At 70.2% G+C, this 12,317-nt stretch carries 13 protein-coding genes; all 13 read left to right on the top strand.

Going from position 1 to position 12,317, the window contains the following annotated elements:
* The first annotated feature begins 140 nt into the window (after positions 1–140).
* On the top strand, positions 141–542 hold the full coding sequence (locus tag OG963_RS20440; protein WP_030926286.1) for an NADH-quinone oxidoreductase subunit A: 402 nt from the start codon (positions 141–143) through the stop codon (positions 540–542).
* On the top strand, positions 533–1,165 hold the full coding sequence (locus OG963_RS20435) for an NADH-quinone oxidoreductase subunit B (RefSeq protein WP_030926285.1): 633 nt from the start codon (positions 533–535) through the stop codon (positions 1,163–1,165). Before OG963_RS20440 ends, OG963_RS20435 begins: the two co-directional genes overlap by 10 nt.
* Entirely contained in the window at positions 1,162–2,520 is a 1,359-nt protein-coding gene (locus tag OG963_RS20430) for an NADH-quinone oxidoreductase subunit C (RefSeq protein WP_256223999.1), read from the top strand. The genes OG963_RS20435 and OG963_RS20430 overlap by 4 nt, the downstream gene beginning before the upstream one ends.
* Complete coding sequence (locus OG963_RS20425) at positions 2,517–3,485, top strand: complex I subunit 1 family protein (RefSeq protein WP_030926281.1); 969 nt, start codon at positions 2,517–2,519, stop codon at positions 3,483–3,485. Before OG963_RS20430 ends, OG963_RS20425 begins: the two co-directional genes overlap by 4 nt.
* On the top strand, positions 3,485–4,087 hold the full coding sequence (locus OG963_RS20420) for an NADH-quinone oxidoreductase subunit I (RefSeq protein WP_371799302.1): 603 nt from the start codon (positions 3,485–3,487) through the stop codon (positions 4,085–4,087). Before OG963_RS20425 ends, OG963_RS20420 begins: the two co-directional genes overlap by 1 nt.
* Positions 4,084–4,644: an NADH-quinone oxidoreductase subunit J gene (locus OG963_RS20415; protein WP_030926277.1), complete on the top strand. Its 561-nt coding sequence runs from the start codon at positions 4,084–4,086 to the stop codon at positions 4,642–4,644. Before OG963_RS20420 ends, OG963_RS20415 begins: the two co-directional genes overlap by 4 nt.
* Positions 4,644–5,039, top strand: coding sequence for an NADH-quinone oxidoreductase subunit NuoK (gene nuoK / locus OG963_RS20410; protein ID WP_030926276.1), 396 nt, complete (start codon positions 4,644–4,646; stop codon positions 5,037–5,039). Before OG963_RS20415 ends, nuoK begins: the two co-directional genes overlap by 1 nt.
* Positions 5,036–7,036: an NADH-quinone oxidoreductase subunit L gene (locus tag OG963_RS20405; RefSeq protein ID WP_093779692.1), complete on the top strand. Its 2,001-nt coding sequence runs from the start codon at positions 5,036–5,038 to the stop codon at positions 7,034–7,036. The genes nuoK and OG963_RS20405 overlap by 4 nt, the downstream gene beginning before the upstream one ends.
* Before the next feature lie 27 nt (positions 7,037–7,063).
* Complete coding sequence (locus OG963_RS20400) at positions 7,064–8,614, top strand: NuoM family protein (protein WP_093779706.1); 1,551 nt, start codon at positions 7,064–7,066, stop codon at positions 8,612–8,614.
* Positions 8,611–10,173: an NADH-quinone oxidoreductase subunit N gene (locus OG963_RS20395; protein ID WP_371799301.1), complete on the top strand. Its 1,563-nt coding sequence runs from the start codon at positions 8,611–8,613 to the stop codon at positions 10,171–10,173. The genes OG963_RS20400 and OG963_RS20395 overlap by 4 nt, the downstream gene beginning before the upstream one ends.
* A 130-nt stretch (positions 10,174–10,303) precedes the next feature.
* Entirely contained in the window at positions 10,304–10,765 is a 462-nt protein-coding gene (locus tag OG963_RS20390) for an MscL family protein (RefSeq protein WP_093779696.1), read from the top strand.
* Positions 10,766–10,986: 221 nt separating this feature from the next.
* Positions 10,987–11,850, top strand: a complete 864-nt coding sequence (htpX, locus tag OG963_RS20385) for a zinc metalloprotease HtpX (RefSeq protein ID WP_030926267.1) — start codon at positions 10,987–10,989, stop codon at positions 11,848–11,850.
* Complete coding sequence (locus OG963_RS20380; RefSeq protein WP_030926265.1) at positions 11,847–12,239, top strand: YccF domain-containing protein; 393 nt, start codon at positions 11,847–11,849, stop codon at positions 12,237–12,239. Before htpX ends, OG963_RS20380 begins: the two co-directional genes overlap by 4 nt.
* Positions 12,240–12,317 lie beyond the last annotated feature (78 nt).

Here is a 12,317-nt window from a genome sequence, read left to right as displayed (position 1 = left end):
GTTCATGGGTGGGGTGAAGTAGGGATAACCCCACCCCTTGCCCGATGCGGCTGCTTACCGTCTCTTTAGCAGGGCCTAGACTCCCGTGCGTACAGATCGTCGAACAGGTATGAGGGAGCGGAGGGGCGGACGTGGCCTACGTGGCGGACCTGCCAGGATCGACCGTTCTCGCGTCGGACTACTTCGACAGCTACTCGGTGGTCGGACTGCTCGCACTGATCGGCGTGCTGTTCGTGGCCGTGGCCTTCGGGGCCGGACGACTGCTGCGCCCCGTGGTACCGACACCGGAAAAACTCCTCACGTACGAGTGCGGCGTGGACCCCGTGGGTGAAGGATGGGCACATACCCAGGTCCGTTATTACGTCTATGCCTTTTTGTACGTGATCTTCGCCGTCGACTCGATCTTCCTGTTTCCATGGGCGACCGTATTCGCCGCGCCCGGATACGGCGCGACGACGCTGGTGGAAATGTTCATCTTCCTCGGTTTCCTGGCCGTGGGACTGCTCTACGCATGGAAGAAGGGCGTCCTCGAATGGACGTGACGAGCCCGCAGACCCCCGAGCCGCAGCCCCGGCCCGAAACGACACTGCTGCCGGAGCCGAAACGGCTCGGCGTGCTGTCCCGGCTCGCACCGGAGCCGATGAAGGTGGTCCTCAACTGGGGGCGCCGCTACAGCCTCTGGGTCTTCAACTTCGGCCTCGCCTGCTGCGCCATCGAATTCATCGCCGCGTCCATGGCCCGGCACGACTTCATCCGGCTCGGCGTGATCCCGTTCGCCCCCGGCCCCCGCCAGGCCGACCTCATGATCGTTTCCGGCACGGTGACGGACAAGATGGCTCCGGCCGTCAAGCGGCTGTACGAGCAGATGCCGGAGCCCAAGTACGTCATCTCCTTCGGCGCCTGCTCGAACTGCGGCGGCCCCTACTGGGACTCGTACTCCGTGACGAAGGGCGTCGACCAGATCATCCCCGTCGACGTCTACGTACCGGGCTGCCCGCCCCGGCCGGAGGCCCTGCTCCAGGGCATTCTCAAGCTGCAGGAGAAGATCGCCCGCGAGTCGCTGGGTGAGCGGTACGCGACGGGCGGCGGCAGCCGGCCCTCCACGGCCGCACTGCGCAGCGGCCTTGTCGCCGCGCCGCCCGCACCGGGGGAGGACCGTAAGTGACCAGCACTCCCGCCGCCGACGCGTACGACAGCCTGCCGGACGCCGTCACCGAACTCTTCGGCGAGGACGCCACGGCGGAGCACGCCTACGACCTGCTGACCGTCGACGTCCCGGCCGCCGCCTGGATCGCCGCCCTCGAAACGGCCCGCGACCGGCTGGGCTGCACCTACTTCGACTGGCTGAGCGCCGTCGACGAACCGGGCACCGGCTTCCGTGTCTGTGCCCACGTCGCCGCCCCGGCGCACGGCAAGGTCCGCCGACTCCTGATCCGTACGACCGTCCCGCACGACGCCGCCGTCCTTCCCACGGCCGTCGGCGTCTACTCGGGCGCGGCCTGGCACGAGCGCGAGACGCACGAGATGTTCGGCATCGGCTTCGAAGGCCACCCGCATCTGGTGCCGCTGCTGCTGCCGGAAGGCTTCGAGGGGCACCCGCTGCGCAAGGACTTCGTGCTGGCGGCCCGGGTCGCCAAGGCCTGGCCGGGCGCCAAGGAGCCGGGCGAATCCGAACACGGCGGCCCGAAGCGGCGCACGATGCTGCCGCCGGGCGTCCCCGACCCGAACGAATGGGGCCCCCTCAAGGGCCAGCTCCCACCCGCCCCGACCCGCCCGGCCCGCACCCCCAGGGCCGCGGGCGAGCGTCCGGTGCGCCGCGCCCGCAGCGTGAGCGACGGCTCGGCGAGCCAGCAGCCGGAGGCGGCGGCGCCCGCCGCGAGCACGGAGACGACACCCCCGACCGCGCCCCCGCGCCGCACCCGCAGTGCGTCCCAGGGCTCGGCGAGCCAGCTGGGGGAGACGGCGGCGCCCCAGCGGGGAGCGACGGAACCGGCCGCGACGGAACCGGCAGCGACGCAATCGGCACCGGCGCCTGCGGAACCCGCACCGGCGCCTGCGGAACCCGCACCGGCCCCCCGTAGCACGGACGCGCCCTGGCACAACGCCCGCCCGGCCTTCGACGAGACCCAGGAAGAGGACTCCTCCCGGACCGTCGGCAGGACCGAGGAGCCGGGTGTCTCCCAGCCCCTCGGCACATCCCAGGAGCCGGGCACCGCGCAGGAGCCGGGCACCTCTCAGCCCCTCCGGCGCTCGAGGAGCGAGGGACCCGGGGCGGAGCCCCCGGTCCGGGAAGAGGCGGGCAGGGAAGAGGCCCCGCGCAGCGGCCCCGCCACCGACACCCCGGACGCCTCGGACGAGCCCGAGCCTCCGGCACGGCCCGACACCTCGGACGAGCCCGAGCCTCCGGCGCGGCCCGGCACCTCGGACGAGCCGGAGCCCCCGGCGCAGCCCGACACCCCGAACCCTGACCCCGCACCCGAGCCGACCCCCAACCCCCCCGCCGGAGGCGATACCGCGTGAACGACGTACTCGACGTCGCCCTCCGGCTCATCATCGTCTTCGGGGTGTTCATGGTCGTCCCACTCGTCGTGGGCCAGACCGAGCACAAGGTGATGGCCCACATGCAGGGCCGCCTCGGCCCCATGTACGCGGGTGGCTTCCACGGCTGGGCCCAGCTCGTCGCCGACGGTGTGAAGTTCGCCCAGAAGGAAGACATCGTCCCGGCCGAGGCCGACCGGCGTATCTTCCAGCTCGCGCCGGCCGTCGCCCTCCTCCCGTACCTCCTGGTGCTCGTCGCCATCCCGATCGGCCCGAGTGAGGGCGCGGTCGGCCAGGTGGTCGACGCGGGCATCTTCTTCGTGCTCGCCGTCATGGGCGTGGGCGTGCTCGGCTCGCTGATGGCCGGCTGGGCATCGGCGAACAAGTTCTCCCTCCTCGGCGGCCTGCGCACCGCCGCCCAGCTCCTCGCGTACGAACTGCCGATGCTGCTCGCCGCGGCGTCCGTCGCGATGGCGGCCGGCACCGTCTCCCTCCCCGGCATCGTAAATGCCTTCGAGTGGTGGTGGCTGCCCTGGCAGATCGTCGGCGGCCTGGTCTTCTTCGTGGCCGGACTCGCCGAACTGCAGCGACCGCCGTTCGACATGCCGGTCGCCGACTCGGAGATCATCTTCGGGGCGTACACCGAGTACACCGGTCTGCGGTTCGCACTGTTCCTGCTCGCCGAGTACGCAGGCATCGTCGTCCTCTGCGGACTGACCACCGTCCTCTTCCTCGGCGGCTGGCACGGCCCGCTCGGCGCCGACGGACTCGGCTGGGTCTGGACACTCCTCAAGACCGCGGTCCTCGCCTTCGTCGTCATCTGGCTGCGGGTGAGCTACCCCCGCCTCCGCGAGGACCAGCTGCAGAAGCTCGCCTGGACCACACTCATCCCGCTCGCCCTCGCGCAGATCGCGCTCACCGGCATCGTGAAGGTGGCGATCAACTAATGCCTCCGATCCCCGGCTCAGGCCTGGCCAAGGGCCTGGCCGTCACCCTGCGGACGATGACGAAGAAGACGGTCACCGCGCAGTACCCGGACGTCCAGCCCGAACTCCCGCCCCGCTCCCGCGGTGTCATCGGGCTGTTCGAGGAGAACTGCACGGTCTGCATGCTGTGCGCCCGTGAGTGCCCGGACTGGTGCATCTACATCGACTCCCACAAGGAGACGGTGCCCGCAGCCGCCCCGGGCGGACGCGAGCGCAGCCGCAACGTCCTGGACCGCTTCGCGATCGACTTCTCGCTCTGCATGTACTGCGGCATCTGCATCGAGGTCTGTCCCTTCGACGCGCTGTTCTGGTCGCCGGAGTTCGAGTACGCGGAGACGGACATCCACGACCTCACCCATGAGCGGGACAAGCTCCGCGAATGGATGTGGACGGTTCCCGAACCGCCCGCGCTCGACCCGGGCGCGGAGGACCCGAAGGAGATCGCCGCCGCCCGCAAGACGGCGGAGAAACTCGAAGCCCAGCGCGCCCAAGAGGCCGAGCAGGTCAAGGAAGCCGCCCAGCCGTCCCAGCAGGCCCACGAAGAGGAAGAGGGAGAGGAGTGACACTCGCAGCCACCGCGGCCACGGCCCACCCCGGCTTCCTCTCCCCGACCGGCATCGAGATCGCCTTCGTCCTGGTCGGCATCGCCACCCTCGGAGCGGCCCTCATCACCGTCACGACCAAGCAGTTGGTCCACGCCGCTCTCTGGCTGGTCGTCGCGCTCGGCGGCCTCGCCGTCGAGTACCTCCTGCTCACCGCCGAGTTCATCGCCTGGGTGCAGGTGCTGATCTACGTCGGTTCCGTCGTCGTCCTCCTTCTCTTCGGGCTGATGCTCACCAAGGCCCCCATCGGCCGCTCCCCGGACGCCGACTCCGGCAACCGCTGGGCGGCCCTCGGTGTGGCGGTCGCCGCCGCGGCGGCCCTCGTCTGGGTCGTCGTCGACGCCTTCCGCACCACCTGGATCGACCTGGACGGACCGGCCCACGGGTCCACCGAGGCGACCGGAGCCTTCCTCTTCCGGCACTGGGTCCTGCCCTTCGAAGCACTCTCCGTCCTGCTGCTCGCCGCCCTCGTCGGCGCGATCGTCCTGTCCCGCAAGCGCAGTAAGGAGCAGAGCTGATGCACCTCGCCTATCCCGCCGTGCTCGCCGCCCTCCTCTTCTGCACCGGGCTGTACGGAGTCCTCGCACGCCGCAACGCGATCCTGGTCCTGATGTCCGTCGAGCTGATGCTCAACGCCGTCAACCTCAACCTGGTCGCCTTCGACGTCTGGCTCCGCGACGCCCTGCACTCCGGCCAGGCCCTCACCCTCTTCACCATCGCCATCGCGGCGGCGGAGATCGGCATCGGCCTGGCCATCGTCCTCGCCGTCTACCGCAACCGAGGCAGCTCGGACGTCGACCGCCTCCGCGACACCGCCGAAACCGACGCCGCCGAAGCCCTCCCCGGCGACAGCACCGAAGACCAGGCCACTGCTCCGGCAGGGAAGGCAAAGAAGGCAGAGGCCACCGCGTGACCACCACGACCCTCGCCGTCCTCGTCCCCCTCCTCCCGTTCCTCGGCGCAGTGGCCGGCCTGCTCCTCGGCCGTACCGCCCCCGGCTACGTACGCCCCCTCGCCGTCCTCCCCACCCTCGTCGCGGCCGTACTCGCCGTCGTGGTCGCCGCACGCCAGGGTGGCGGCCCGGCCATCGACGCCGCGACCCGGCTCACCCCCACCGGCTCGGTCCCGATCGACCTCGCCCTCCACCTCGACGGCTTCGCGGTCCTCGTCGCCGTCCTGGTCGGGCTCGTCGCGACCTGCGTGCAGATCTACTCGACCGGCTACCTGCGCGACGACCCCCGCTACCCCTCGTACGCGGCCCTCGTCTCCCTGTTCACCGCCGCGATGCTGCTCGTCGTCTACTCCGGCGACCTGATGGTGCTGATGGTCGGCTGGGAGATCATGGGCATCTGCTCGTACTTCCTCGTCGGCCACTACTGGGAGACACCCGAAGCGCGTGCCGCCTCCCTCAAGGCCTTCCTGGTCACCAAGCTCGGCGACGTCCCCTTCCTGATCGGCCTGTTCGCGCTCGCCGCCGACACCGGCACCTTCCGGATCACCGGCATCCTCGGCGCCGTCGCCAACGGCGGCCTGGACCACCCCACCGTCATCGCCCTGCTGCTCCTCGCAGGCGTCGCCGGCAAGTCCGCCCAGTTCCCCCTCCACACCTGGCTGCCCGACGCGATGGCGGGCCCGACCCCCGTCTCCGCGCTGATCCACGCCGCGACGATGGTCGCCGCCGGCATCTACTTCGTGGCCCGGCTCCTCCCCGTCTTCGCGGAATCCGGCGCCGCCCTCGTCGTCCTCGCCGTGATGGCGGCGGTCACGATGATCGGCTCAGGCCTCGCAGCACTCGCCCAGGACGACATCAAACGCGTCCTCGCGTACTCGACGATCGGCCAGCTCGGCTACATGTCCGGTGCACTGGCCGTCGGCGACCGCGGGGCCGCGGTCTTCCACCTCATCTCGCACGGCGCGTTCAAGGCCGTCCTCTTCCTCGCGGCGGGCGTCGTCATCCACGCCGCCGGGACCAACTCACTGGCCGCCATGTCCCGCATGGGCGGACTGGCCAAGCGCATCCCGGACGCCTACTGGACGATGACCGTCGCCCTCCTCGCGCTCGCCGCCATCCCGCCGTTCGCCGGCTTCTTCTCCAAGGAAGCCGTCCTCGTCGCCGCCGAACACACCGCGCTCGGCGACCGGCACGTCGCCCCGGCCGCCGCCGGGTGGACCGTCCTCGTCGCCGGACTGCTCGCCGCCGTCCTCACTGCCGCGTACGCCACCCGCCTCTGGCTCCTCGCCTTCCGTGGCCGCGGCGCCGAGGTCCCCGACCACGGCAGGCAGCCCGTCGCGATGACCGCCGTCCTCTGGGTCCTGGCCGTCCCCACCATCGCCTTCGGACTGACCGTCGGCGTGATCACCGACTGGTTCGACGGCCACAGCCTCACCCCGACCGTGACCACCGCCGTCCTCTCCACAGGCGTCGCCCTCGTCGGCGGCCTCGTCACCTACGCCGCCTGGCGCCACACCGCGGCCCTCGCCACCCGCGTCCCCGTCGGCGCCGTCGTCGCCCACCCCGACGCCGAACCCGCACTCGTCGAGGCCGAGGCCATGACCCATCACACCGCCGGCTACGGCGACACCCCGGGCGCCCCCGACCCGGCCGACCCGGGCCGTCTGCTGCTCGGCCCGCTGCACCGCCACGCCGCCACCGGCTTCCACCTGGACGCCCTCTACACGAAACTGTTCGTCCGCCCCGTCCAGGCCGCGGCGAGCCTCGTCCGCTTCCTGGACCGCGAGGTCGTCGACACGTACGTACGCGGCTCCGGCACCGGGGCACGCCTGCTCGGCACCGCCGTCCGCCGCGCCCAGACCGGCAATGTGCAGACCTACCTCAGCGCACTGCTCGCCGGTTCCCTTGTCCTGGCGATCGCCGCCGTCGTCTTTGCCACCGTCAACGCCGGGTCGTGAGCCGTGATCGATATCAGCGCATCCGTGATGCAGTTCCTTCTCGCGTTCATCGTCGTGGGCCCGCTCGTCGGCGCCGTCGCCGCCCTCCTGCCGGCCCCGCCCGGGCTGCGGGGAAAGAACCCCGACCAGGCCGTGCTCCGCCACGGCGTGACCGTCACGGGCGCGATCCTCGTCGCCGCGATCGTGCTGGCCCTAGGCTTCGACCACGACCACCCGTCGAAGATGCAGGCCACCACCGACATCAGCTGGATCCCCGCGCTCGACGTCCGTATCCACCTCGGCATCGACGGCATCTCGCTCCCCCTTCTCGTACTGACGGCGCTGCTGACCTTCCTCTGCGCGCTCTACAGCTACTTCAAGATGCCCGACGGGCCCTCCCCGAAGGCCTTTGTCGCACTCGTCCTCGTCCTCGAGTCCGGCACCCTCGCGACCTTCGCCGTCCTCGACCTGCTGCTGTTCTTCCTGGCGTTCGAGATGGTCCTCATCCCGATGTACTTCCTGATCGCCCGCTGGGGCGGCGCACAGAGGCAGGCCGCCGCCTGGAAATTCATCCTCTACACGCTGCTCGGCTCCGTGATCATGCTGCTGGGCCTGCTCCTCATCGGGCTGAAGAGCGGCACCTTCGACATGGTGGCACTCGCCACTGACAACGGCCGTGGGCTCACCTCGTCCGTGCAGGTCATCGCCGTACTCGCGATCGGCGTCGGGCTCGCCGTGAAGACCCCGATGTGGCCGCTGCACAGCTGGCTGCCGGACGCCCACACCGCCGCCCCGACCGTCGGCTCGGTGCTCCTCGCAGGCGTCCTGCTGAAAATGGGCACGTACGGATTCGTCCGCATCCTGCTGCCCATCACCCCCGACGGAATGCACACCTTCGCGCCGTACCTCGCCGCGTTCGCAGTCGTCGGCATCATCTACGGATCGCTCGCCTGCCTGGCGCTGGCCCGCCCCGGTTCCAAGGGCGACCTGAAGCGCCTGATCGCGTACTCCTCCGTCGGCCACATGGGCTTCGTACTCCTCGGCATCGCGACCATGACCCCCACCGGCGTCAACGGCGCGCTCTTCGCCAATATCGCCCACGGCCTCATCACCGGCCTGCTGTTCTTCCTGGTCGGCGCCGTCAAGGACCGGTACGGCACCGCCGACCTCGACACCCTCTCCGGTGCCACCGGAGCCGCCCTCTACGGCCGCGCCCCCCGCCTCGGCGGCCTCCTCGCCTTCGCCGCCGTCGCCTCGCTCGGCCTGCCCGGGCTCGCCGGATTCTGGGGCGAGATGCTCACCCTGTTCGGCGCCTTCGACCCGGCCCAGGGCCTCAGCCGCCCGGCCTTCCTCACCTTCATGTCGATCGGCGCGTTCGGCACCCTGCTCACCGCCGCATACATGCTCATCGTGGTACGCCGCGTCTGCATGGGCGAGAAGCGCGAGGAACCGCACCGGATCGCAGACATCCAGACGTACGAGTTCGCCGCCTGGACCCCGCTCGCCGCCCTCACCGTCCTCGCCGGCCTGTGGCCCGCCGTCCTCCTCGGCCTCACCGACCCGGCCGTGCAGAAGCTCCTCGCAGGAGGCAAGTCGTGATCACAGCGGCCGACAGCACCACCAGCCTCGTCCAGTCCGTCGACTGGCTGGCCATCGCGCCCCCCGTCGTCGTCGCGACGGTCGCCCTGATCATCCTGGTCGCCGACCTCTTCCTCCCCGAGGAACGCAAACCGCTCCTCGGCCTGGCGAGCATCGCCGCCCTCGTCGCCGCCCTGGCCCTCCTCATCCCGCTGCGCGACGGCAATCGCTCCACCTTCTGCCTCACCACGGGGACCGGCACCGGAGCCTGCAGCTACACCGCCGACCACTTCGCCCTGATCATCCAGGTCCTCGTCCTCGGCGGCGCCCTGCTCACCGCGCTGCTCTCCTTCGGCGACATGCGCAGACTCCCCGCCGGCGAATTCTGGTTCCTGCTCCTGTCCTCCGCGGCAGGCGCCGCACTCCTGCCTGCCGCCCGCGACCTCGCCACCCTCGTCGTCGCCCTCGAAGTCGCATCCCTGCCCGCCTTCGCCCTCGTCGGCATCAAGCGCGACGACCGGCGCTCCTCCGAGGCGGCCCTCAAGTTCTTCCTCTCCTCCGTCGTCGCGACCGCAGTGATGCTCCTCGGCGTCAGCTTCGTCTACGCCACGACCGGCACCCTCCACCTCACGGAACTCGCCACCCGCCTCCACGACGTCCCCGACCAGTTCGCCACCCTCGCCAAGGCGGGCGTCGCCCTCACCCTCGTCGGCTTCGCCTTCAAGACGGCAGCCGCACCGTTCCACTTCTGGGTCCCCGACACCTACGTCGGCGCCCCGCTGCCGGTCGCCGCCTATCTGTCGGTCGTCGGCAAGGCCGTCGGCTTCTCCGGGCTGATCCTCGTCACCGTGATCGCGTTCCCGTCGTACGCCGACGTCTGGGGACCGGCCCTCGCCGTCGTCGCCGCCCTGACCATGACCGTCGGCAACGTCGCCGCCCTGCGCCAGACCGCCACCCGCGCCCGCAGCGCCGTACGCCTGCTCGCCTGGTCGTCCATCGCCCAGGCCGGCTACCTCCTCGTGCCGATCGCCTCCGCCGCCTACTCCAGCGACGAACAGATCGGCTCCACCGTCGCGTACGCCCTCATGTACGCCGTCGTGAACCTCGGCGCGTTCGCCGTGGCCGCCCTTGTCGCCCGCGCGAAGCCGGACAACCGCCTTTCCGACTACCGGGGCCTGTACGCAACCCGCCCCCTCACCGCCCTCGCGATGGGCTTCTTCCTGCTCTGCCTGGCCGGCCTCCCGCCGGGCATCGTCGGCCTCTTCGCCAAGGTCACGGTCTTCTCCTCGGCCGTGGACGCGGGACTCGGCTGGCTCGCCGTCGTGATGGCCGTGAACGTCGTGATCGCGCTCTACTACTACCTGCAGTGGACGGCGGCGCTGTTCCGCGCCCCGGAGGAGGCCGAGCCGGCCACCCCGGCCCTGGCCGACGGCCCGGCGATGGCGGTCCAGCCGCTGGGCGCACCTGTAGCGGCACCCGTCTCCCTCGCCGCCGCGATCGCCCTGACCGCCGCAGTCGGCATCGTGCTCTCCGGAGCCCCGCAGATCGTTCTGCGGTTCGCCGCGGTCAACCTCTTCTGACCGCACGCCCCCGTCCAAGATCGGCTTGCCCCGGGCGGACCGGACAGGGCAGGGTCATGCCCGCACAACGACACAGACGTACGACACAGACGTACGACACACACGCACACAGCGAAGAGGAGCGAGAGCAGTGCTGAACGGGTTCAAGGACTTCATCCTGCGTGGAAACGTCATCTCCATGGCGATCGGACTCGCCGTCGGAGCCGCGTTCACCGCAGTCGTCACCGGCTTCAGCACCGCCTTCATCACCCCCCTGATCGGCCTCGCCACCGGCTCCGTCGGCGACTTCAGCACGGCCCAGTTCTCCGTCGAGGGCGCCATCTTCCCGTACGGAAAGTTCCTCGCCGCCGCCATCGCCTTCCTGATCACCGCCGCGGTGCTCTACTTCTGCGTCGTCGTCCCGATGACCAAGGTCCAGAACCGCTTCGCGCCCAGCAAGGACCAGAAGGTCGACATCAAGGCCGCCCTGCGCGACTGCCCTCGCTGCTACACCGAGATCCCCGCCATCGCGTCCCGCTGCGCCCACTGCACCAGCGAGGTCGAGCCCGACCCCGAGGCCCTCGCGCTCGCCAAGCTCCCCGCCCAGCGCTGACCCACCCGGCGCTGCCCCGCAGCGACCCCCGACACCCGTACGGCCCAACGCCTGCTCCGGCCCCGACAGCCGGACAAGCCGCCGGACACGGCCCGCCCTCCGGCCGCGCGCACAAGGGAACTAGCTCTCCTCGCCTGGCGTTGACCAGTACAGGAGGCTCCACTGGGGAGTGGAGCACCACAGCAAAGGGTTCCCCTGCTGCACCACTTGGAGGGCGTACCGTGCACCGCCGGCACAACGGGCTGAGAACCGCCGTACTCCTCGGGGGTCTGTCAGCACTCATCATCGTCATCGGCAGCTTCTTCGGACGTACCGGCCTCGTCGTCGCGCTCGTCGTAGCAGTAGGGACCAACGCCTACGCCTACTGGAACAGCGACAAGCTCGCGCTCAGGGCCATGCGGGCCCGCCCGGTCAGCGAGTTCGAAGCACCACAGCTGTACCGAATGGTCCGTGAACTCTCCACGGCAGCCCGGCAGCCCATGCCACGGCTCTACATCTCCCCGACCCAGGCACCCAACGCATTCGCCACCGGACGCAACCCGCGCAACGCGGCAGTCTGCTGCACCGATGGCATCCTCCAGATCCTGGACGAACGCGAACTGCGCGGCGTCCTCGGACACGAGCTCAGCCATGTCTACAACCGCGACATCCTGATCTCATCCGTCGCCGGAGCACTTGCCTCGGTCGTCATGTTCCTGGTGAACTTCGCCTGGCTGATCCCCGTGGGCCGATCCAACGACGACGAAGGCCCCGGCATCCTCGGCATGCTGCTGATCATGATCCTGGGCCCGCTCGCCGCCTCCGTCATCCAGCTCGCCGTCAGCCGCTCACGGGAGTACGAAGCAGACGCCTCGGGCGCCCGGCTGACCGGTGACCCCCTGGCCCTCGCCAGCGCCCTGCGCAAACTGGACGCAGGTACAAAACAGCTCCCCCTGCCCCCCGAGCCGAAGATCGAGACCGCGAGCCACATGATGATCGCGAACCCGTTCCGCCCCGGCCAGGGGATGTCCAAGATGTTCTCGACACATCCGCCCATGGCAGAGCGCATCGCCCGACTCGAGCAGATGGCAGGTCATCGCCCGTGAAGACAATCCTGAACGTCATATGGCTGGTCCTGTGCGGCTTCTGGATGTTCCTCGCCTACATAGCCGCCGGACTCCTCCTCTGCATCACCATCATCGGAATCCCGTTCGGCCTGGCCGCCTTCCGCATCGGCATCTACGCCCTCTGGCCCTTCGGCTACACGGTCGTCGACCGCCGCGACGCCGGTGCGCCCTCCTGCGTGGGCAACGTCCTCTGGCTGATCCTCGCCGGCTGGTGGCTCGCCCTCGGCCACATCACCACCGGCATCCTCCTCTGCCTCACGATCATCGGCATCCCACTCGGCATCGCCAACTTCAAGCTGATCCCGGTCTCCCTCATGCCCTTCGGCAAGGAAATCGTCCGTACGGACCAGCCGTTCGCCGGACGCTGAGGCGGGTCGGACGACCGGACAGCGAGGCGGCGCAGCCACCGAGGACCACCTCGTCGCCCGTCAACGGCCCACTGTCAG

Origin of the sequence: Streptomyces sp. NBC_01707, assembly GCF_041438805.1 — a bacterium.
In the GTDB taxonomy this organism is placed as follows: Bacteria; Actinomycetota; Actinomycetes; order Streptomycetales; family Streptomycetaceae; genus Streptomyces.
This window is presented reverse-complemented; position numbering and strand designations above follow the sequence as displayed.